Origin of the sequence: Microcoleus sp. Pol11C2, assembly GCF_036701505.1 — a bacterium.
Classification (GTDB): Bacteria; Cyanobacteriota; Cyanobacteriia; order Cyanobacteriales; family Microcoleaceae; genus Microcoleus.
The window spans coordinates 134479-155671 of record NZ_JAUBQX010000005.1 but is presented as its reverse complement, the minus strand read 5'-3'; the positions used below and the strand labels follow the sequence as shown (position 1 = coordinate 155671).

General features: G+C 46.9%; 17 protein-coding genes and 2 pseudogenes. 9 read left to right on the top strand and 10 right to left on the bottom strand.

The window, feature by feature from the left end; all coding sequences use genetic code 11:
- Window positions 1–68 precede the first annotated feature (68 nt).
- Window positions 69–2123 carry an Eco57I restriction-modification methylase domain-containing protein gene (locus QUA42_RS05250; protein ID WP_333135730.1) on the bottom strand — a complete coding sequence of 685 codons (2055 nt, stop codon included), beginning with the start codon at window positions 2121–2123 and terminating at the stop codon, window positions 69–71.
- 198 nt (window positions 2124–2321) lie between these two features.
- On the opposite strand from QUA42_RS05250, the gene QUA42_RS05245 reads away from it, so the two are divergent.
- The 4 genes and pseudogenes from QUA42_RS05245 to QUA42_RS05230 all read left to right on the top strand — a co-directional run bounded on the left by QUA42_RS05245 (window position 2322) and on the right by QUA42_RS05230 (window position 6337).
- Window positions 2322–3689, top strand: a complete 1368-nt coding sequence (locus QUA42_RS05245; protein WP_333135728.1) for an AAA family ATPase — start codon at window positions 2322–2324, stop codon at window positions 3687–3689.
- Window positions 3686–4486 (top strand): hypothetical protein, encoded by an 801-nt coding sequence (locus QUA42_RS05240; protein ID WP_333135726.1) that lies wholly within the window; start codon window positions 3686–3688, stop codon window positions 4484–4486. Before QUA42_RS05245 ends, QUA42_RS05240 begins: the two co-directional genes overlap by 4 nt.
- A gap of 4 nt (window positions 4487–4490) precedes the next feature.
- A pseudogene (locus QUA42_RS05235) lies at window positions 4491–4631 on the top strand (alpha-E domain-containing protein); the annotation flags it as partial.
- A gap of 92 nt (window positions 4632–4723) precedes the next feature.
- Window positions 4724–6337 (top strand): family 10 glycosylhydrolase, encoded by a 1614-nt coding sequence (locus tag QUA42_RS05230; protein WP_333135724.1) that lies wholly within the window; start codon window positions 4724–4726, stop codon window positions 6335–6337.
- A gap of 228 nt (window positions 6338–6565) precedes the next feature.
- Here QUA42_RS05230 and QUA42_RS05225 read toward each other — a convergent pair whose 3' ends face one another.
- The 3 genes from QUA42_RS05225 to dusB all read right to left on the bottom strand — a co-directional run bounded on the left by QUA42_RS05225 (window position 6566) and on the right by dusB (window position 9407).
- Window positions 6566–7216, bottom strand: coding sequence for an NAD(P)H-dependent oxidoreductase (locus tag QUA42_RS05225; protein WP_333135722.1), 651 nt, complete (start codon window positions 7214–7216; stop codon window positions 6566–6568).
- A 160-nt stretch (window positions 7217–7376) separates the two neighbouring features.
- The gene (gene argF, locus QUA42_RS05220; protein WP_333135720.1) at window positions 7377–8297 is read right to left on the bottom strand and encodes an ornithine carbamoyltransferase; all 921 of its coding nucleotides are present in this window, start codon (window positions 8295–8297) and stop codon (window positions 7377–7379) included.
- Window positions 8298–8396: 99 nt separating this feature from the next.
- Window positions 8397–9407 carry a tRNA dihydrouridine synthase DusB gene (dusB, locus tag QUA42_RS05215; protein ID WP_333059203.1) on the bottom strand — a complete coding sequence of 337 codons (1011 nt, stop codon included), beginning with the start codon at window positions 9405–9407 and terminating at the stop codon, window positions 8397–8399.
- A 463-nt stretch (window positions 9408–9870) separates the two neighbouring features.
- Between dusB and QUA42_RS05210 the strand changes: the two genes are divergently transcribed.
- The 3 genes from QUA42_RS05210 (at window position 9871) to QUA42_RS05200 (ending at window position 13087) form a co-directional block, all read left to right on the top strand.
- Window positions 9871–11463, top strand: coding sequence for a glucose-6-phosphate isomerase (locus QUA42_RS05210; RefSeq protein WP_333135718.1), 1593 nt, complete (start codon window positions 9871–9873; stop codon window positions 11461–11463).
- Window positions 11464–11535: 72 nt separating this feature from the next.
- Window positions 11536–12270, top strand: a complete 735-nt coding sequence (locus tag QUA42_RS05205) for a response regulator transcription factor (RefSeq protein WP_333135716.1) — start codon at window positions 11536–11538, stop codon at window positions 12268–12270.
- Window positions 12271–12652: 382 nt separating this feature from the next.
- Entirely contained in the window at window positions 12653–13087 is a 435-nt protein-coding gene (locus tag QUA42_RS05200) for a hypothetical protein (RefSeq protein ID WP_333135714.1), read from the top strand.
- Here the strand turns inward: QUA42_RS05200 and QUA42_RS05195 are convergent.
- The 6 genes and pseudogenes from QUA42_RS05195 to QUA42_RS05170 form a co-directional block, all read right to left on the bottom strand.
- A complete protein-coding gene (locus QUA42_RS05195) occupies window positions 13058–13558 on the bottom strand; it encodes a low molecular weight protein-tyrosine-phosphatase (protein ID WP_333135712.1) in 501 nt (166 codons plus the stop codon). The genes QUA42_RS05200 and QUA42_RS05195 overlap by 30 nt on opposite strands.
- 207 nt (window positions 13559–13765) lie before the next feature.
- Entirely contained in the window at window positions 13766–14116 is a 351-nt protein-coding gene (locus tag QUA42_RS05190) for a YbaB/EbfC family nucleoid-associated protein (RefSeq protein WP_006634273.1), read from the bottom strand.
- 62 nt (window positions 14117–14178) lie between these two features.
- Window positions 14179–15135 (bottom strand): UDP-N-acetylmuramate dehydrogenase, encoded by a 957-nt coding sequence (murB, locus tag QUA42_RS05185; protein WP_333135710.1) that lies wholly within the window; start codon window positions 15133–15135, stop codon window positions 14179–14181.
- Window positions 15136–15285: 150 nt separating this feature from the next.
- The gene (gene murC, locus QUA42_RS05180; RefSeq protein WP_333135708.1) at window positions 15286–16842 is read right to left on the bottom strand and encodes a UDP-N-acetylmuramate--L-alanine ligase; all 1557 of its coding nucleotides are present in this window, start codon (window positions 16840–16842) and stop codon (window positions 15286–15288) included.
- 811 nt (window positions 16843–17653) lie between these two features.
- Window positions 17654–18646: a transposase gene (locus QUA42_RS05175; RefSeq protein ID WP_333135706.1), complete on the bottom strand. Its 993-nt coding sequence runs from the start codon at window positions 18644–18646 to the stop codon at window positions 17654–17656.
- A 203-nt stretch (window positions 18647–18849) separates the two neighbouring features.
- A pseudogene (locus tag QUA42_RS05170) lies at window positions 18850–18918 on the bottom strand (hypothetical protein); the annotation flags it as partial.
- A gap of 331 nt (window positions 18919–19249) precedes the next feature.
- Between QUA42_RS05170 and nadD the strand changes: the two are divergent.
- Window positions 19250–19966: a nicotinate (nicotinamide) nucleotide adenylyltransferase gene (nadD, locus tag QUA42_RS05165; RefSeq protein ID WP_333135704.1), complete on the top strand. Its 717-nt coding sequence runs from the start codon at window positions 19250–19252 to the stop codon at window positions 19964–19966.
- Window positions 19967–20156: 190 nt separating this feature from the next.
- Window positions 20157–21176 carry a type I glyceraldehyde-3-phosphate dehydrogenase gene (locus tag QUA42_RS05160; protein WP_333135702.1) on the top strand — a complete coding sequence of 340 codons (1020 nt, stop codon included), beginning with the start codon at window positions 20157–20159 and terminating at the stop codon, window positions 21174–21176.
- Window positions 21177–21193: the final 17 nt, after the last annotated feature.

Below are 21193 nucleotides of genomic sequence, written 5' to 3'. Positions count from 1 at the left end.
CAATTAAACCGCTTGCATCACAGTATATGTCATTCCGATGCCTGCGGCAGCCATAGAAAGAGTGTATTTTAGCATCCTTCGGACTCACAAATATTTTCATTTTTGGAATAAGGCTGCAATAATTTTTCTCCGTTAAAATGAACGAGGTAAGCGCGAACATTATTGTCCCAATGATAAGTGCCATAGGTTCGCAGCAGTTCTAAAGCACTTTCTTCTATCTGATATGCCGTTTTTGGACTATTCGCCGGACGTTCGGGACTGTCAGGATTAACAACAATTAAACCTGCATCTAGAAACTGATGCACAGTCTGGCGGCGCGCAGTTTCCCGCGTATTTGGTGCATATTTTTTACTGTACTCCTGATCCATAAATTCCATAATTGGTGTGATTCCCCGAAGTGGAGATTTTGCCGATTCCCAAGCATCCTTTGGCTTGAGGTCAAGCAAAGCCAGAAGGGTTAAGGCGGAACGTTCGTTAAGCTGACCTTTTGGAAAACCGAGCGCTGCAAGTATTTCTAGAGATTCATCAATACGGTTCTTGATTGTCCTCGGGCTATTTTCTAACGGATTGGTCGCGTTAAGCAGTTGTGTCTCGACAAGTCGATCGATCTCCCGCTGTGTAGGAAATATTTCTCCTATTTGAGCGCCCAGTAAAAGTAATTGCTCTCGATTAGGATACTTCAAATTTCGTAAATCCGTAGCATTCACTTGAGTATGTCCGTTGAACAGTCGAAAAAACGCATCTACCAAACTCGAATTTAGATAAACGGCCAATCCCCGCGCCAGGGTGAGGTGTAATCCGCGTCCCTGTTGGTGGAAGTAATTCAAATGGTTCTCAAAACCAACGCGAGAACTATTAAATTTATGGGCATCCCAGACAACTGCAACAATTCGCTTTTTCTCTTCCTTTGACGAGAAGCGCTTGCTCAAAACATAATGTTCGTTAGGTACGAGGAGTGCAGCAGTTTTTTCCGTGACAGCTAAAGCTTGATGCTTTCTCGTGGCTGTGGGATATTCAACAGCGCCAGCCGAGAAGTGTGCGGGATAAATCAGCGGAACTGTATCGTTTTCAGGTTTTAGTCGCAAGTCAGAGCGAACACGAAAATCTACAACTTTTCCGGTGGAAACTGTTAAGCCTAATTCCTCTAAAGTGCAAGTAAATTGAGCCATTTGCTCGACTACTTTCTGGCTGACAGAATCCGGTAAAATCCGAATAAATTGCTCGGAGTCTTGGGGATTAATTAGGGCGGTATAGGGCAGTTGGTGAGACAAAACCAGGTCGTCGCCCACGCTGCTGCTTGAGGTAATTAGTACAGTATCTGGCTGTTCTATTTGTTTGGTGGCGCGCACAATAATAGTTTCTTGCAGCACCGCATCATCGCGAAATGGCAACTGTCGGGATTCAAAGATGTGTACTTGGCGTAAAGCCATCATTTGAAGGAATACTTTGCGGAAATCTCGAAAGTATAAACCGTTGCAAAAGCTGCGGGGAGTAATCGATACTAATTCACCGTTTGGTTTGAGCAGGTGAGCGGCAGCAACTGTGAAGCCAGCGTAGAGATTGCTGGTTTCTAGTCCTATAGAACGCAGCAAGGTTCGGGCTTGGGATTTAGCGTCTATCTTGGCATAGGGAGGATTGATAATTGCATGGGTAAATTCCCGTTTTACTGGCTGTGTAAATAGATTGGGCTGCAACATATCGGCGCTGTCTTGAATAAAATCAATTTCGCGAACCTCACAGGTAAAAGATATTCCAAAGCGCTGACATTCAATACTGCACAATTCTAAGGTTTGCTTGAGGTATTCAATCAAAATAAGGTCAATTTCATAAGCTGTAACGTGCAGGCTGTGCGGTTTGTTTTGGCGCTGGCAAAGCTCGCAAACAACGGCTGCTAACAGGGAACCAATACCAGCACCGGCATCTAAAAGCGATATATCGGGACTGTTAAATTCAAACATTCCCGCCATCAAAGTTGCGACTGACGAAGGTGTTAAAAATTGTCCCTTTTCTCCTCTCTGGCTTTGCTGCAACTTTCGGGTTGCTTCTTGGCGCCAGCTATCTACTCGATCGAGTAAATTGCTTGCAGCCGGAAGGGCTAGGGTTTGAAAGTGCGGTAGTATCATTTGTTCAAAAAGTGCGATCGCCTGTTCAGTATATTTTCGCCCAAAATTTCACCGATGTGCAAAAATGTCAAGCACGCTAGAAAATATATAACTTATCCAAAAGTATGTTGACAGTTCATATAGCTAGAGCGGGAGGTAGCTAACGATGACACAAACTGAAACCAAGCGTTATGATTTTACTTAAGTCTCTAGCTATAAATGATGACAACTATCAACTGGAATAAAGTTTTAGATGGTATTCCCGACAATGCCAGTGAAGCGATCGTCAACTCTCAATTTGTTTCGGTTCTGATAGAAGCACTTGGATTCACTAAAAATGAAATGCAGTTTCCGCAGTTTCCAACCGGTCGAAGTGCTGATACAGTAGATTTCGCTGCTCGTAAAAATATTGGAACTGATAAGTTTTTGTTTTCTGGTGTCGAGCCCTACTTACTTGTTGAAGGCAAGGGACGGGCAATAGCGACAGGGGCTAAAATTAACTTGGCCGAAGGTACTCCCAAATATAACACTACTAGGGAACAGATTAAAAAATATCTGCTATCTCCTAACTGCGAAATGGCTCAATGGGGCATTATTACTAATGCCATTCATATCCAGTTATTTAGGAGGCATGGGAAAGTTGTAATTCCTGCAACTGCTTGCACTCTGATTAATAAAGGTAATATTAGTGCTATTGTCCAACATATCAAATCTTTGATTGACAACCCGCCCCGAGCATTGACGGTTTGTATCTATAACAATAAAGGAGGAGTGGGCAAAACGACAACAACGCTCAATTTAGCAGCAATTTTGCGAAAACAGAAAAAGAATGTTCTCGTCGTTGATTTTGATTCACAAAGAGATTTAACTAGAACTCTTGGTCTAGACGTAGGAGCTATTACTTTATCTGACTGTCTGACTGATACAAAAGCAGATGTTAACAAAACAGTTGTTAATTTTAATCACAAGGACAAGCGAGGAAAAATTATACATTTTTTTGACGTGATTCCCTCAAGTGATGACATGGAAGAGTTTACAGATCAGCGTCTAGCTGAATCAAAAATTCAAAAAGGTGCAAAAAGATTGCGAGATATCCTTAAACCTTTTGTTTCTCAATATGATTACATATTGATTGATTGCCCTACCCAATGGTTATTTTTCAGCCAAAGCAGTGTTTATGCGTCGGATGTTGTTCTCATCCCTACGAAGCATAATGGATTAGCATCACTACACAATGCAGCTAGGGTGATTACGCAGTTTATTCCTGAAATTAAACAAGTAAGAGGAGATGGTGGGCCAATTGCCTTACCAATCTTTTTCAATGGAGAGAAGATTACAGATTCTGCCCTTCAGACAGCAAATCAGGAAATTGGAAAAATAATCGATCAAGCTAAAAAAGATGGCTTCGATCTGCTACCATATTATTGGCCTAAATCTACACCTGGAAAAGAAATTAAAACTATCTTCAGTATTTCCAGTTATGCTACTGTCGCCAACGCTGCCTTCTCTCACATTCCCGCTGTCTTTCTCAACAATATCGCTTTAGAACACTATTCTGGTCTAATTAAGGAGTATTTCTTGAAATGAGTAAGTATGATGACATCGGTAAGCTGATGCACCTGCCATTAGCGGATATTGAACCAGGGGAACTATGCTCTGAATCTGAGTTTATCATCACCGCCGCAGCCGAGGCAGTTCTGCAAGCTGGCGGACACAATTGGATTCCTGTGATTGTTAAAGAAACAGGTGATTATCAATATCAAGTAGTCAGCAATTCCTTTATTTATGCAGTCGCTCAACAAGCTGACCTAGAGCGAGTCTGGTGCATAATCATTGAACCCGAATCTAAAGACATTGAGCAAGCTAAAATTTTGGCAAGGGAAGTAATACCCAAAGTTAACCTTAGCACAGCATCAAGAGATACTATTCTTGCTGCACTTAGATATTTGGTGGCAGAACCAGGAAGTGCATTGAAGGGATTGGATGTCATTGTAGCGACTAATCGCATTTCAGCAGCCAATCGAGAAACATGGTCAAACTTTAACCCTGTTACCAGCTTAAAATGTTCCATTACTAAGGGTAAAAAGTTAGATGCTTTAGCAAAAGTATTCTATCTCTCGCCGCCTGCTCCACTCGCGCCACCGCCACCACCGCCTGAAGCAGTTAGTGTGAAACGTGCATCAAGAGATGAGATTTTCGATCGCCTCAATTACTTATTCACTAATAAAATAGGCGGCTTTGAAAATATTGATGCCGAAAAAACAGCCGATGCTATCTTTACCGCGAATAAAGGCAAGTGGAAAACCCTAACTCCAATTTCCAAACTTGAAGGCGGCCTTGATACAGCCCAAATGAAAATCATTAAAACCCTATTTACCCTCTAAAACTATGTTAAGTGGTGTAGCGGATTCAATTTACTGGCTCAACCGCTATATTGAAAGATCGGAAAATATCGCCCATTTTGCCGAGGTCAATTTTAATCTCATTCTCGACTCTCCCAGCGGTATTACTCAACTATTTACCGATCTGCCCACTTAATGTACCATTGTGCGAAAATGTCAAGCGGACGCTCAAAGCAAAAGTCCGTAAAGGACTGTTAAACGCTCTCTCACACATTTCTGATGCGAAATACCAAAACATTCTTTTTGTCAAGCTTGTTCCTGATCGGCTTAACAATTAGTTTTCTGCTGACTCCTGGTTGGTTCTCCAACTTCCCATCCCGCGCTAGCGCAACTATGCCCCCGCAAACCCAAACCGCCGAATTTCGCGCTTTCTGGGTTGACGCCTTCAACCCCGGCTTCAAAACTCCTCAAGAAGTCACAAAATTGATCGCAGACGCGCAGCGGGCAAATGCCAATGCCATCGTCGCCCAAGTCCGCCGCCGTGGCGATGCTTTTTACACGAGTGCGATCGAACCCCGCACCCTCGATCCCAACGTTCCCCCCGGTTTCGATCCCCTGCAAGATTTGATTGACAAAGCCCACGCCGCAGGCATTGAAGTACACGCTTGGATGGTGACGCTGCCGGTGGTTTCGGGCACCAAACTTCCCGCCGGTCACGTTTGGCAACAACACGGGCCTTCTGCCCCCGGCAGCGACAATTGGGCGATGCTGACTTCGAGTGGCGAATCACCCGGTTTCCTCGATCCCGGTCATCCAGACGCCGTAGATTACACTGTTTCCGTCTATTTGGACTTGATCAAGCGCTACGATGTGGACGGAGTACAGTTGGATTATGTGCGCTACGGCGGGCCGACTTGGGGCTACAATCCGACTGCGATCGCCCGTTTCAATCAGCAAACAGGTCGATCGGGCAAACCCGCACCCACCGATCCCGCCTGGATGCAGTGGCGGCGCGACCAGGTGACAAATTTAGTGCGGAAGCTTTATGTAGAAAGCCTTGCCATTAAACCGCGTGTTAAAATTACCGCCGCCACGATCGCCTGGGGAGACGGCCCGAAAAACGATGCAGGATGGTATCAAACGCAGCCGTACAAAGAAGTATTGCAGGATTGGCGCGCTTGGCTGGAAGAAGGGATCGTAGACATGGCAATGCCGATGACCTACCAGCGCGAGTACAAACCATCGCAAAAACTCGCTTATGACCACTGGATCGAGTACGCCAAAGACCACCAGTACAACCGCCAAATTGCGATCGGCCCCGGCAATTACCTCAACTACATCGAAGACACTCTAGGCCAGATTCGTCGTGCCGAACAGCCGTCTGCGAAAGGAAATCACGTCGCAGGTACGGTGCTCTATTCCTACGCTAGCAGCAACGTGTACACGAATGTGGAACTGCGATCGGGCGGCAGCGGAGATTTGCCCCGCCAGCCTTGGAAATACGTTCCCCAAAGCAACGATTTGTTTTACACCGCGCTGTCGCAGCCGAGTCAATACGTTGACGCTGCGACGGGCAAAACCTATGAAACTCAGCCTGTGTGGGCGACAGCAGCAGCGGTTCCCGATATGCCTTGGAAGTCGCGGCCGACTACAGGTGCGATCGCCGGAAATTTGCAGCGGTGCGATCGAACTTGCGACGGTGCGAGCTTGACATTGCAGTCGATCGATGCTGCTGCCAAGGTGCGTGAACTGCGCGCGGATGGTAAAGGATGGTTTGGGGCGATCGAGCTTTCTCCGGGAACTTATCAGTTGAAAGTTGACGGAAGTCAAATTCAACAAACAGTTAATCTTGTCGCCGGTGAAGTTGCAAAAATCAATTTCGGAGCCTCTTAATCACTTTTTAGGGTGCGCCGAGGTGGGCTATTGCGATCGACTTACAGCGTATCCCGGGTTTATAGAACCCATTTAGGATCTTTTTGTTGTCTCACAAGCCTTTGAGGTATCTAGATTGTATCTGGTTTGATGCCTGTTAGCTTAAAGTCCTGACTCTGGTATTAAATCCTCTAGTAAAACGATCCCCTCAAAACCATATAGTTCGCTCAAGAAGATACCAAATGGGTTCTATAAAGTTTCTAAGATTTCTGACTTAGGGAATCTTACTTTTGCGAGTGAAGCATACTTATCTGCTTCAGAGCGATAGCCAGCCGCACAAGCTACGACGGTAGTAAAGCCTTTTGCAGAAAGACCCAACAGGCGATCGTAATTGACAGGTTCAATTCCTTCCATTGGACAGGTGTCAACACCAAGCAATGCAGCACTGGTCATAAAGTTGCCCAGTGCAATATAAGTTTGGCGCGTTGACCAGTCATTGATATTAAAACTGCGGCCACCATCAACCAAGTCACTGACGATTAGACTCCGATATCCTGCCATTGCCTCTACAGTCCCGCCTCGCACCTCGGCAGTGCGGGCAATAAAGCGATCGACATCCTCGGCAGTGAGATTCTTTTTAATCGCGAAAACGACATAATGAGAGCAATCAGTAACCTGTGACTGATTCCAGGAGTGGGGCTTGAGCTGTTCTTTAAGTTCCGAGCTGGTAATAATCAGAAATTTCCAAGGTTGAAGCCCATAAGAAGATGGTGTTAACACTAACGCATCTTCTAAAGCTGTCCAGATTTCTGGAGCAATTGTTTTGGCTGGATCGAACTGTTTGGTGGCATATCGCCATTTGAGATTTTCGAGTAAGTCTGTCGTAGTGATGTGATTCATTTCTTTTACTTAAGAGATTGCAATTAATCATGGTTGAAACGGATAATTACAGGCTGGTTGCAAATAATCCTGGTTCAAATGAAATGATAACGGAAGCGGTCTGCAAAAAGTAGCGAGCAGGTCGATTTGATCCCCCGCCAGACTAATTTTTAGCTAATTCCTAATCGCTTTCCAGAATGCTTGCGAGCAAAGCTTGCTGAGCGTGCATCCGATTTTCTGCCTGATCCCAAACGCGCGATTGACTGCCTTCAATCACGGCATCGGTAATCTCTTCATCTCGGTGTGCGGGCAAACAGTGCAATACAATTGCATTCTTATCTGCTAACTTCAGCAATTGTTCATTTACCTGATAGGGTTCAAACAAAGGAATCCTGATTTTTGCTTCCTCTTCCTGTCCCATACTCGCCCAAACATCAGTATAAATTACTTGAGCATTCTTCACAGCAGCTTCTGCGTCCGCCGTCACAGTAACTTCTGTTTTTCCATTAGCAATATTCTTAGCTTTTTCCACTATCTCAGCATTCGGATGGAAATCTTGAGGGCAAGCAATTCTGACATTCATTCCCGTCATTGCACAGCCCAACATCAGCGAATTTGCCATATTATTGCCATCGCCCAAATAAGTCAAAGTCACCCCTTCCAGCTTGCCAAAACACTCTTTTACTGTCATTAAATCCGCCAGCACTTGGCATGGGTGTTCGTCATCTGTCAGTGCATTAATCACAGGAATTTTCGCATAGTTGGCAAAAGTAACTAAATCCTTTTGCTCGAAAGTCCGAATCGCCAAAATATCTAAATATCTGTCTAAAACCCTGGCTGTATCTACCAAAGGTTCGCCGCGGCTGACTTGTGTAACGTTGGGATTGAGGTCAATCACTTGCCCTCCCAATTTATACATTGCCACCGTAAAACTTACCCGCGTTCGCGTTGAAGCTTTAGAAAATAACAAGCCGAGAACTTTATTGCGTTTCAGCTTGACCATTCCCGATTTTAAACTGGCTGCTAGATCCAGCAAATAATTTAATTCATCTATGCTTAAATCTGCCAGACTTAATAAATCTCGCCCTTTTAATGAGTCCATGCTTTCCCCCACACACAAATTTTTAACTGTGTCTTAAATCTTAGCCCGCAGAGGTGGGTTTTGTTTCTGTAATCCCTAGTTGACATCTGCGGGTAAGGTTTATGCGGGCAATTGCTCGATCGCGCGATCGATCGAATCGCAACCTTGTTCAACCGTTTCTACCACAGCCAACACGCCCCGCAATTCCCCAGCGCCGGGGAAACCCTTAGCATACCAGGTTAAGTGCTTGCGCGCTTGGGAGACACCGCTTTCACCTTTATATTCCCACAAAGCCCGCAAATGTTCCTTAGCACATTCGAGGCGTTCAATTGGTGTCGGAGCTATCTTTTCCACACCAGTTTTCAAGAAATAATCAACTTCTCCCACCAAAAAAGGATAGCCCAAAGTTCCCCGCGAACACATCACTCCATCCGCGCCGGTTTCTTCCAGACATCGCATCGCTGCTTCCACTGAAAAAATATCCCCGTTAGCAATAACAGGAATCGATAAAACTTCTTTAACTCGGCGAATCCACTCCCATTTGGCCGGGCCAGTGTAACCTTGCGATCGAGTGCGGCCGTGCACGGTAATCATTTTTGCTCCCGCATCTTCCATCCGCTTCGCAAATTCCAAAATATTAATTTCTTTGTCAGTCCAACCAATCCTAGTTTTAACGGTGACAGGAACATCTACCGCTTCCACAACAGCCCGCACAATTGCCTCGGCAGTTTCCGGATCTCGCAGCAGGGAAGAACCGCCGCCATTTTTAGTAATTTTGTTAACCGGACAGCCCATATTAATATCAACAGTATCCGCTCCTTCTGCCACTGCTTTCTGCGCCGCTTCTGCCAAGAAATCCGGCCGGCAGTCAAACAATTGAATGCTAATCGGGCGCTCGTTCGGGTCAACTTCCATAATTCTCGGCAGTTGCTTCACGTAGTGCAAACCCGTAGCGTTCACCATTTCCGTGTACATCATCGAATCCGGCGCGTAGCGGCGCACCAGGCGGCGAAATACCAAATCGGTAACGCCGGATAAGGGCGATTGCAGGACGCGGCTTTTAACTTCAAAATCGCCGATTTTGAGCGGAGTTGCTAACCTTTCTTTTAATTCTGGAGATAGAGCAAGCATAGTGGATCGCACTTTAATTCTAATATCTGTATATTATACTACACTTCAGATAGTTGACCGTTGTTAACTATATTTTTAACCGATTATTGAGTGGCAGCTAAAAGTATATTTAACCTGACCGCAATGCCTATTTTACACATCCCGATCGCCCGAATTTGAATATTCTGAAACCAGGACTCAAACGCCAACACCGACCACCGTTAAATCTCTGTGCCTCTTCGATCTATCTATGGGGTGTGACCATTAATGAGGGATCTACCTACTAAGAGTGTTGCCCGAGTCATATTTTTATTGTTTAATTCTGCCGAATGCTCTGCCTGCCTTCGGCTCCGGCTGCCTTCAGACGACTAATGCTTAAATTTATTGGGATTGTGCAAAAGCCGTACATCAGATCGTTTTAAACTACAATTGGTGGATTCCTGACGACGCCGATCGAACATTAAAAAAATTGTAGAGAATTCCTATGGACGCCGCAGCACTCTGGCAACGCTATCAAGACTGGCTTTACTATCACTCTGGATTGGGACTTTACCTCGATATCAGCCGCATGGGATTCGACGACGCTTTCGCAGCAGCATTGAAGCCCAAATTTGACAAAGCTTTCAAAGACATGGCAGCTTTGGAAGCAGGTGCGATCGCCAATCCAGACGAAAACCGCATGGTGGGGCACTACTGGCTGCGAAACCCCGATTTAGCTCCCACTCCAGAATTAAAACAAGAAATAGTCGAAGGCATAGTACAAGTCGAAGCATTTGTCAAGAAAGTTCAAAACCGCGATATTAAACCGCCCTTTGCTCCGCAATTTACCGACATAATTTCGATCGGCATCGGCGGTTCCGCCCTAGGCCCCCAATTTGTCGCCGAAGCTTTATCCCCAGACATTCCGCCCCTAGCAATTCATTTTATCGACAACACAGATCCGGCTGGGATCGATCGCATCCTTAACAAAATCAAAGACAAACTCGCCAGCACCCTAGTAATTACTATCTCCAAATCCGGCGGCACCCCCGAACCCCGCAACGGCATGATCGAAGTTCAAAAAGCCTTCGCCGCTCAAAAACTAGACTTCGCCAAACAGGCAGTTGCCATCACTGGAACAGACAGCAAACTAGACAAATTAGCTAAATCTGAAGGCTGGATTGGCAGCTTCCCGATGGCCGACTGGGTGGGAGGACGCACTTCGGAACTCTCAGCAGTAGGACTTTTGCCAGCAGCTTTGCAAGGCATCGACATTCGGGCGATGCTCGACGGCGCTAAAGTCATGGACGAAGCTACCAGAATTCCCGACATTAAAAATAATCCCGCCGCCCTTTTAGCCATGAGTTGGTATTTTGCCTGCAACGGACGGGGCGAAAAAGATATGGTAGTTTTGCCGTATAAAGATTCACTACTATTGTTCAGCCGCTACTTGCAGCAATTAGTCATGGAATCGATCGGCAAACAGGAAGATTTAGACGGCAATACAGTTCATCAAGGTATCGCAGTTTACGGCAACAAAGGCACCACCGACCAACACGCCTACGTCCAGCAACTTCGAGACGGCGTGCCGAATTTCTTCCTAACATTTATCGAAGTTTTGCAAGACAGGCAAGGCATTTCCCCAGAAGTAGAAACCGGCGTCACTTCGGGAGATTATTTGTCTGGTTTGTTGCAGGGAACTCGACAAGCTTTGTACGAAAATCACCGAGATTCCATTACTGTCACCATTCCCCAAGTCAACCCGGAGACAGTAGGAGCATTAATCGCCCTCTACGAAAGAGCAGTAGGTTTTTACGGTTCCTTGGTGAATGTCAATGCCTATCACCAGCCGGGCGTCGAAGCAGGCAAAAAAGCGGCCGCTGCTGTATTGGACTTGCAGCAACGGGTACTGCAAGTGCTCAAAGACGCCCAAAAACCTCTGTCTGTCTCAGAAATAGCCAAAAAAGCAGGAAAGCCAGAGCAAATCGAGACAATTTACAAAACTCTGCGGCATTTGGCAGCAAACGGGCGCGGCGTAGCTTTGGAGGGAACATTAGGGCAGCCTGCTACTTTAACAGCAAGTTATAAACAGAATTAAACAGTAGAATTAAAAATTAAAAGTGAAATTAGTCACTTTTAATTTTTAAGGTTTAATTTTTAAATTCCTCTCATGCCCTTGACGATTCTGGTTGCTGACGACGATTTCGCGACTCGCTTGTCGATTACCGATTATCTGGAAATTACCGGATACTCTGTAATCCCTGCTGAGAATGGCAAAGAAGCTTTAGGTTTGGTAGAGGAATTTCAGCCCCACTTGATTGTTACCGACATTACAATGCCGGAGATGGATGGCTACGAATTCGTGCGGCGAGTTCGGACTCGTCCCGCTTTCCGCTTGCTGCCGGTGATTTTTTTGACGGAACGCACGAGCACGCAGGAACGGATTCGCGGCTATCAGATGGGGTGTGACAATTATCTCGCTAAGCCTTTTGAACTCCAAGAATTGGGGGCGGTAATTCGCTCTTTGCTCGATCGCTACGCTCTAATCGCTCAGGCACCGTCTCATTCCCCAAAACCAGAACCGACGCCAACAGAGGCACGCAGCAGAGCCAATAGCCAGCCAGAATCGGATTTTATTACTCAAAAGTCAGAAACCGACGATTCCCTACGGGATAGCTCCGCTTCACGCGCATACACAAGCCAAAATGCTCCGAGTTTGACTCAGCGAGAGCGAGAAGTCCTAGATTTGCTGACAGAAGGTCTTTCTAATATCCAAATAGGCGATCGGCTCCACCTCAGCCCTCGAACTGTCGAAAAGCACGTCAGCAGCTTGTTCAGAAAAACTGAAAGCAACAACCGTGCAGAACTCGTTCGCTTTGCGATGGAACACCATTTAGTCAGATAACCGCAAACGCTCGCTCGTTCAATAAAATCACCTGCAATTGTCACACAAACATGAATAACAGCATAATCAACAATTACTTAAAAAATTAGAAAATTCTATATGCTGCCGCAGTAGCAGCTTCCACAATTTTCTGTATTGCCATGACCTCAAGGGGAATCACCAAGTTTTACAGAGTGTTTTATATCAATTCCCGCAGTAAGGCCGGAATAATATCAAATCCTTGCTTCATTCGTCGGGCGTAAAGTCGAATCCCGAGGCCAACAAATAATTCGCAATTTTCATTTTTTTGACCCCTCCTTCTACAGTAAACAGTCAACAATCATTCACTCAATCCTTACTGGATTTGGCGATTACTCAAAAATTCCTACACAGCCTGAACACAATGGCATATTTAGTCAATCCCATGCTATTGAACCAGCAGATAGTTAATGCTCACCTTGACGTTTTGCTGGCTAATACATTAATTGTTTTAATAGGATGTGTTTATTCCGGCCCCTATGTTTGCGGCATTTTAGCAATTTGGGTAGGATTTCTAGTAACAACCTTACCTATTATTTGGCTGCCTTTAGTTTTCGCTTTCCTATTCAATCCGCGCCGAGGGAGAGATTTAGCAGGAGGATTCCTACTTTCTTTATTAAGAATCACAGTCATAACTTATACATTTTTACCAACAGTTGCAGCTTGCAAAAGTTTGTTAAATCCCCGAGTAGTCTCGGGTACAGCACAAAAGAGAAAATATAGTGTCCCATCGTCTAGAGAGTTTACAGTAGCTGTCGATCGCAATTTTCTAACTTTCCTTCTGGCCACCAACCCTTAAGCCTTCCTGACTAACAACGTATTCCAACAAACCCTCGCAGGCATCTAACAGTAAATCAATTACTCGATCGAATCCCTCCGGCCCACCATAATAAGGATCTGGCACTTCTTTCAGGTCATATTTATGGCAAAACTCGCACATCAACCGCACTTTTTTTTTATATTTTCCAGCATTATCAAGAGCAAGAATATTCCGATAATTTTCCCGATCCATCGCCAGAATCCAATCAAAATTCTCGAAATCTTCCCTTATAAATTGGCGGGCTTCGCCTAACAATTCAATTTCTCGCTTCCTCGCCGCCAATGCCATCCGCCTGTCAGGGGGGCTGCCAATGTGATAGCTACCAGTTCCGGCAGAATCGCAGGTGATACGATCGCTCAAACCAGCTTGTTCAATTAAGTGATTCATAATATTTTCTGCTGAGGGCGATCGGCAGATATTTCCGAGGCAGACAAACAATAATTTAGTCATTAGTTAGTAGTTATTAGTCATTAGTTATTAGTTATTAGTTATTAGTCAGTCAACAGTGCTAATTTGTTGGGTGCGTCGCTTTCAGAGTCAATCTGCAAGTTCCATCGAACATGGAGCAGCGACGCACCTTACTATAGTGGTTTTCCAGAAAGTTTAATCAGTCAACAGTCAACAGTCAACAGTCAACAATTGACTGATGACTAATGACTAACCGAAACCGGGGAGATTTAGTCCGCCGGTGAGTTCTTCCATTTTCTCCCGCATCGTCATCGTAGACTTAGCGTAAGCATCCTGCATCGCCACCGTGACGAGTTCAGAAACCACATCAGCACCTTCACCGAGGGCATCCGGTGAGATTTCCACGCGGCGGGGTTCTTGGTTGCCGCTGAGAAAAACCTTGACCAAGCCGCCGCCGGCTGTTCCCTCAATTTCCATTACATCCAACTCTTCTTGGAGCTTTTTAGCTCCTTCTTGAACCTGCTGAGCTTTTTTGAAAGCTTCAGTCAGTTCTTTCATTTTTCCCAGGCCGAAGCCAAATCCTTGTCCTGATTTTGTCATAACTACTTTGTGATGGTGTGTGGGCTGGCAGTCTGCCGTTTCCGTATTACTTCAATGATGCCTTAGAAGGGAAACTCTCCCAGTATTCTAACTTCTGGCTCCAACAACAGCGACCACCGCTGCTCGACTTGCTGTTGAACGTGGCGGATCACTTGAAAAATATCATTGGCCGTTGCCGACCCGCAGTTAAGAATAAAATTAGCATGGCGCTGAGCTACTTGTGCGCCTCCGATCTGATATCCCTTCAGTCCCGCTTGTTCGATGAACCAACCTGCCGTCTTGGGGCCGGGGTTGCGGAAGACTGAGCCACAGCTCGGTAAGTGGTAAGGTTGAGTTGTCCGCCGCTGGCTGAAATGGTCATTAGTTTCTGCCATTACTTGCGATCGGTCAAATCCCGGCTGCAACTGGAAAGTCGCTTCTGTTACTAGCCGATCGCCCCCTTGGAGCACCGAAGTCCGGTAGCGGTACTCCAACTCTTGGGGAGTAAGAATTTCCACCTTGCCACCAGGCGATAGGACGCGAGCGTTGACCAGAATATCAGCAGTACAGCCTCTGTGAGCGCCTGCATTCATCACCACAGCCCCTCCCACCGTACCTGGTATCCCGACTGCCCATTCTAGACCTTTCCAGCCTCGTTTAGCCGCCAACCAAGCGAGGCGGGGAATTGACTCCCCCGCCCCCGCTGTAACTTGACCTGTTTCTAGATTAAAATTCACCTGTTTGAGGTAGCGAGTGCCGACGACCAAACCGGACAAACCCCGATCGCTCACCAACAAATTAGAACCTGCACCCAGCAGAGTCACCGGCACTCCTTCATCGTGTGCCCAGGCAAAACTCGCTTGCAAAGCCTCCATACTGCGGGGAGCAACGTACCACTCGGCCGGGCCACCAACTCGGAAGGAAGTCAGGCCCGCCAGCGAAACTTGGGAGTTAATCTTGCAATCAGTTCCCCGCAAAGCAATAGGAGAATACACTCGCCGATTGTCCTTAACAGAGGAGTCATTCGAGATAGTCACCATCTTGAAAATCCTTAAAAATACCTTCGCTCGAAGACGTAATTCAAAATCCATTTAGCTAACTTATGTCGCCGCTTTGAGCGAGCCGTCCGACAGAAGTTTCGGCACAACGTGCCACGCCATAATGTCGATCAACTCTACTCAGTTCGCGAGCTAATCCGGGCGATCGGCTTGTTGATAAAAAGCCATAACTTCTGGAATAATCTGATTCAGATTACCAGCGCCCAAAAACAGAGCCAAATCCCCCGGTTGCAGATTTTTGGTTAAAAACTTAGTGACTGACTCCAGGGAAGGCGCAAACTCAACCTCTCCGCCTTCTTTAGCAATCAAATCAGCAACCTGCTGCCCGCTAATCTCTCCTAAATTCGGTTCCCCAGCACTATAAATATCGCAAGCCACAACCAAATCAGCATCCCCAAAAGATTGAGCAAATTCTGGCAAAAATGTCAGAGTCCGGCTGTAACGGTGGGGTTGAAAAATTGCAACCACTCTTCGGGATTTGGGATTTTTTTCGCTACCTTCGATCCGCAAGCGAGCCGCCGCCAAGGTAACGCGAATTTCGCTAGGATGGTGGGCGTAGTCGTCCACAAACAGGATGTCATTGTGAAAACCCCGCACCTCAAAACGGCGGCGAGCTCCTTCAAAGCCAGCAATCGCTTTGGCAATCGCCGAAAATTCTAACCCCAACAATCTGCCCACTGCTACCGCAGCTAGTGCATTGCTGAGATTGTGTGTACCCAGCAACTTCAACTCCATTTCCCCTAGGAAAGATCCTCGCTCCCAAATCTGGGCCTTGGTGCTTTCTGCTCCGTACTCCACGCCCGAAGCTGTGTAGTCAGCACCGCTGTCTGGCTGCAAGCTGTAGCTGACATGAGGCTGAAGGGAATCTTTGACTATTTGGTCGTCAATGCAACCCACCAAGGTTTGACAGTTTTGGGCAAACACCTTAAATGTGTCTATTACCTGGTCAAGGGTATCGTAATGGTCTGGATGATCCAGTTCCACATTCGTCACTATGCCAATTTTGGCTACCAGCTTAACGAGAGAACCGTCGGATTCATCAGCCTCGGCCACTAAGTAGGGCCCTTCCCCCAAACGGGCATTGCCTTCCCAAGCATTTACCTCGCCTCCTACCACGATCGTCGGGTCTAGACCCGCCGCCATCAGCATGAAGCCGATTAAACTGCTAGTAGTAGTTTTGCCGTGAGTCCCGGCTACCGCTATGCTTTGGTAATCTTGAATTAACGCTGCCAACACATCCGATCGATGAAAAATCGGACAGCCCAAATCTAAAGCAGCTCGATATTCGGCATTTGCTGGGTGAATAGCCGTCGAACATACTACTTGAGGCAATCCCGGAATTGCTTGGGCGCTTGAACTGTTGCCGTTCAATTGGAGAGCTTTGGCTGTCGCGACAGAAGTCCCTACCGTACCCGCGACTATCGAGGATACTGCCCTTTCCTGTTGCCCGCAGTCGGGACTGCTACCGTTAAGGGCCGTTTGAAATAATTCAAAATTGCTGGCGTCTTGACTCCAAAAAATATGAGCTCCCATTCCTTGCAAGCGCTCGGTTATGTGACTCGATTTAATGTCGGAGCCGTACACAGGCAACTTGCGTTTAGCTAGAATGTAGGCAAGGGCTGACATCCCAATCCCACCAATGCCGATGAAATGAAATGGTCTACCGCTAAAATCAACAGAACTCGGCATCTTTGCTCCTCACACACCACACCACGCCAATAACACGCGATATCATATCAAGAATTGTTTTTTCAGGATACAGTTCGCTAGAGATTTTGTACAAAATTCTCTGCGCGTCCCTAGATTTACGGGACTTGTAGAGATGTTTGTCTTGTATCCTATATGACTTAGTACCGAGTAGTTTTCCGGAACAGTCACAGCTCGAAAATTGCAGGTAACAGAAAACGGGGTCTGGGGTCGGGGCCAATAGACTAATTTTGGGTGGTTGCATACTCCTGCATTCTTTCTATTTCGATCCGCCTGCTGTGCTGGGATACGGCAGCAAAAGCCCCACAACCTTTCTACCAAGATTGAGGGTAAAACCCATAAGGATTTACAAACACTACCACGAACAACAAAATTTCGCTCCTTTTATAGTCATTTATCTACCCCTACGGTCATTTTTTCTTGAAAGTGAGAGATTGACACGATCGCAGCTATAGTATATATTTTTACTTTATTGTATATATACAAGTTATGCAGTTAGTCGGAATAGTTGAATAGCCATTGAGCAAACCAAATCATGGGCTTGATCGAGAAGCCGATGCACCCTCTTGGCAGTCCTTAAAATTTTTACCACTGCGATAAGTATATCTACCGTCAAAACTTGTTAGACCGCCAACAAACGAATGCTCGGGCGGTCGATCGCGCACTCAAAACAAGTTGGGATTAATATTGGCAAGGTTAATCATCCAGTCCCGCACCCACTCCGACCCTCAGAACCGGGTTTTTTAAGTCTTATTGAAGGTTTGAACGAAGTGACATCCTCCCGGCGCTGACCCTACGGGTACAGCGCAGGCTTCCCAACCTCGCAGTTAGGCATTCCTGTCCCCCGCCACTTATCTAGGTCATAGACCCCCGACAGACCGACTTGACAGGCACTTTCGTTTCGCCGGAGTCCCTGGCTACTTACTTGTTCTAGTCCACGATGCAATACCATCTCTGCGGCAGCATGGTCACGATGCGTTCGATAGCTACACTCAGGACAATGATGTTCCCTGACTTTTAAGTCTTTGCTCACAGTGGCAAAGCAATTGGGACAGGTTTGACTGGTGCCGTTGGGATTGACCTTGGCAAAGTACACCCCACGTTTCCAGCACACCCATTCGGTCAGGGACAGAAATTGTCCGAAGGCAGCATCCATACAATCTTTTCGCAGCATTCCCCGCGTCAACCCTTTGATGTTGAGGTCTTCTGCGAAGATAGTTTGCGCTTGGTCGCAAAGCTTGTGAGCCGTCTTCAGATGGAAGTCTTTACGACGGTTCGCAATCCGATGGTGCATTTTGGCAACTTCAATTTGCGCCTTCTCCCAGTTTTGAGAACCCTTCTGTTTTCGTGCCGCTCTGCGTTGCAGCAATTTCAGCTTGCGTTGCATCGACTTGAAGAACTTAGGGCGCTGCTGAAAGCTGCCATCCGAAGCCGTCAAAAATCGCTCCAATCCCAGGTCAATTCCAATCGCCCGACCATGCACCGGGACACTGGGAACCGATACCCCCGATTCAATGGTGACAACGACATACCACTGCTTTCCTCGCACCCTAGACAAAACTCTCACTTGCTTAACCTTGAACCCGTCAGGGATGGGGCGGTGCAGGTTGATAGGCACTTCTCCAATCTTCGGCAGCTTGATCGTGAAGCCGTTGACGGGGTTGTCCTTGAACTGGGGGAACACAAAGGACTTGAATTGACCAAACTTTTTGAAACGCGGGAAGCCATGCCCACGCCTCTGAAAACCTTCCCAGGTATCATGCAGTCTGCGAATTGTAGTCTGCATGATACCTGGGAATGCGCCTTGCTCAAATGCGGGAATTGCTTCTTAGCTTTGGGCAAGTTGTTTTGCTGACGATGGTAAGACGGGAATGGCTCATTGGCGGGAATGATATATTCCTTCTCCAGCGAACACCTGTCTACCGAACACTTACGCGAAGCAATCCAGTCCTTGATTTCGCGCAAAGCGTAGTTATACACGCCTCTGCACATCTCAAGCCACTCCAACAATTTGGTTTGCTCTGTGGCATCTGGATAAATTCGGTAGGTGTAGTTCATTGTCAGCATAGCTATAATTTACCACAAGCTATAATCAGTGGTAAATGCTTGTCTCATCCCCATCGAGGGGAATCGACAAGCGCGGGGAGTCCATGTATCCCGAGGCTGATGCGAAGCATACAGCGCGAGACTTATAGCTCCCCGAACCCCTCAAAAGTTAAGGGGGTTAAAAAAACCGGTTTCAGCGTTCAGGACGATCGTCGAAACTAGGGTCGTCCAGGGGTTTGTCCCCAATGAAAACCGAGGGTTTTCTAATAAACGAGCTTATGGTTAAAAGCGTATAAACATAAAATTGGCGCGATGTCTGTATTAATCCTGATGTGGGGGGAATATGGCGAAAATAGCGATTTTGGGGGGGACTTTTGATCCGGTTCACTGGGGTCACGTGTTAGTAGCCGAGACGGCTGCGAGTCAATTTGCTCTCGATCAAGTCATCTGGGTACCGGATCGCTCTCCTCCTCACAAGTGGCGCCCGGATTTGGCAAGTTTTGACCAGCGACGGGAAATGCTCGCTCTGGCGATCGCCGATCGCCCCGACTTCGTAATTTCGCCGCCGTCGGCAAATCCATCCGACAGTTCTTTTGCGATCGACACCCTGCTGTATTTGCAAAAATTGTATCCAGGCGATCATCGCTGGTACTGGATTATTGGTAGTGACGCACTCCTTACTCTGCCCAAATGGCACCGGTCCGGCGAAATTGCCGGGTTGTGCGACTGGTTGGTAGCCCCACGTCCGAGTCAGGAAGATCGAGAGACAGCAGAAAGCGGGGAGATTGGGGGACTGTCCGAGTGGGGAGATTGTCCGAGTGGAAAACCCATCGATTCCGCGAGGGACAGGATGCAGGTTCAGGCAAATGCTTTGGGCAGACGAGTTGCCGAACAAATGGCTCTTTTGGACGTGGAAATTCGCTGGGAGGTGCTTTCCATGGCTGCGATCGAGATTTCGTCGAGCCACATCCGCCGCTGCTGCGCCGAAAGGATCGGCCTCCGCTACTTAGTCCCGGAATTGGTCGGGACTTATATTGCATCCCATCAGCTTTACCAGTAACTAGCGCCAGAAAGCCTAATGCCTTCTGCCTTGCAATTTCAGCCTTCTAGAAAAGTTCAAGCTTTTTTGCTCGACACAAAAAGTTAGAAAGGATCGACCTTTGCGATATGATCTTGTCTCATAAGTCAATTCTTAAATTTTTTCAAAATTTAAGCCTGAGCTAGAGGCTGCCATCGTTAGGAGGTACAAGGTGATTAGAGTCGCGATCAATGGTTTTGGACGTATCGGGCGCAGTTTTGCGCGCTGCTGGCTGGGCAGAGAAAACAGCCAGCTAGAGTTGGTAGCTATTAATGACACTTCCGATCCCAGAAGTAATGCTCACTTGCTGAGATACGATTCCATGATGGGAACGTTGAAGAATGTGGACATCAGTGCGGATGAAAATTCCATTACTCTCAACGGCAAGACAGTTAAATGCGTGAGCGATCGCAACCCGCTAAACTTGCCTTGGAAAGATTGGGGTATTGATCTGATTATTGAATCGACCGGCGTCTTCGTTGACCAAGCTGGTGCATCGAAGCATATCACTGCCGGCGCTAAAAAAGTGCTAATTACCGCTCCCGGCAAGGGTTCTGAAGTTGGCACTTATGTGATGGGAGTCAACCACCACAACTACAAGCACAGTGACTACACAGTCATCAGCAATGCTAGCTGTACTACCAACTGTCTGGCTCCTGTACTGAAAGTGCTGCACGAAAATTTTGGCATCATCAAAGGCATGATGACCACTACCCACAGCTATACTGGCGACCAGCGCTTGCTGGATGCCAGCCACCGAGACTTGCGCCGGGCCCGGGCAGCAGCAATGAATATTGTGCCGACTTCTACCGGAGCAGCCCAAGCTGTGGCTTTGGTGATTCCGGAATTGAAAGGCAAGTTAAATGGTATCGCCATGCGCGTCCCGACTCCTAATGTGTCGGTAGTTGATTTTGTGGCTCAGGTAGAGAAAAAGACTTTTACCGAGCAAGTAAATCAAGTGTTCAAAGAAGCTGCCTCCGGTTCCATGAAAGGGATTTTGGAGTACAACGATTTGCCTTTAGTTTCCTGCGACTATCGCGGAAGTGATGCTTCTTCGATTCTGGATTCCAGCTTGACGCTGGTGATGGATGGCGACATGGTGAAGCTGTTGGCTTGGTACGACAATGAGTGGGGCTACAGTCAGCGGGTGGTTGACTTGGCTGAATTGGTCGCCGAACGTTGGGAAGCCTAGTACCCGAAGGCAGAAGG

Excerpts from the sequence above, each read along its gene's own strand:
- QUA42_RS05250 (WP_333135730.1), bottom strand. The coding sequence starts at position 2,123 with ATGATACTACCGCACTTTCAAACCCTAGCCCTTCCGGCTGCAAGCAAT.
- QUA42_RS05245 (WP_333135728.1), top strand. The coding sequence starts at position 2,322 with ATGATGACAACTATCAACTGGAATAAAGTTTTAGATGGTATTCCCGAC.
- QUA42_RS05240 (WP_333135726.1), top strand. The coding sequence starts at position 3,686 with ATGAGTAAGTATGATGACATCGGTAAGCTGATGCACCTGCCATTAGCG.
- QUA42_RS05230 (WP_333135724.1), top strand. The coding sequence starts at position 4,724 with ATGCGAAATACCAAAACATTCTTTTTGTCAAGCTTGTTCCTGATCGGC.
- QUA42_RS05225 (WP_333135722.1), bottom strand. The coding sequence starts at position 7,216 with ATGAATCACATCACTACGACAGACTTACTCGAAAATCTCAAATGGCGA.
- argF (WP_333135720.1), bottom strand. The coding sequence starts at position 8,297 with ATGGACTCATTAAAAGGGCGAGATTTATTAAGTCTGGCAGATTTAAGC.
- dusB (WP_333059203.1), bottom strand. The coding sequence starts at position 9,407 with ATGCTTGCTCTATCTCCAGAATTAAAAGAAAGGTTAGCAACTCCGCTC.
- QUA42_RS05210 (WP_333135718.1), top strand. The coding sequence starts at position 9,871 with ATGGACGCCGCAGCACTCTGGCAACGCTATCAAGACTGGCTTTACTAT.
- QUA42_RS05205 (WP_333135716.1), top strand. The coding sequence starts at position 11,536 with ATGCCCTTGACGATTCTGGTTGCTGACGACGATTTCGCGACTCGCTTG.
- QUA42_RS05200 (WP_333135714.1), top strand. The coding sequence starts at position 12,653 with ATGGCATATTTAGTCAATCCCATGCTATTGAACCAGCAGATAGTTAAT.
- QUA42_RS05195 (WP_333135712.1), bottom strand. The coding sequence starts at position 13,558 with ATGACTAAATTATTGTTTGTCTGCCTCGGAAATATCTGCCGATCGCCC.
- QUA42_RS05190 (WP_006634273.1), bottom strand. The coding sequence starts at position 14,116 with ATGACAAAATCAGGACAAGGATTTGGCTTCGGCCTGGGAAAAATGAAA.
- murB (WP_333135710.1), bottom strand. The coding sequence starts at position 15,135 with ATGGTGACTATCTCGAATGACTCCTCTGTTAAGGACAATCGGCGAGTG.
- murC (WP_333135708.1), bottom strand. The coding sequence starts at position 16,842 with ATGCCGAGTTCTGTTGATTTTAGCGGTAGACCATTTCATTTCATCGGC.
- QUA42_RS05175 (WP_333135706.1), bottom strand. The coding sequence starts at position 18,646 with ATGCAGACTACAATTCGCAGACTGCATGATACCTGGGAAGGTTTTCAG.
- nadD (WP_333135704.1), top strand. The coding sequence starts at position 19,250 with ATGGCGAAAATAGCGATTTTGGGGGGGACTTTTGATCCGGTTCACTGG.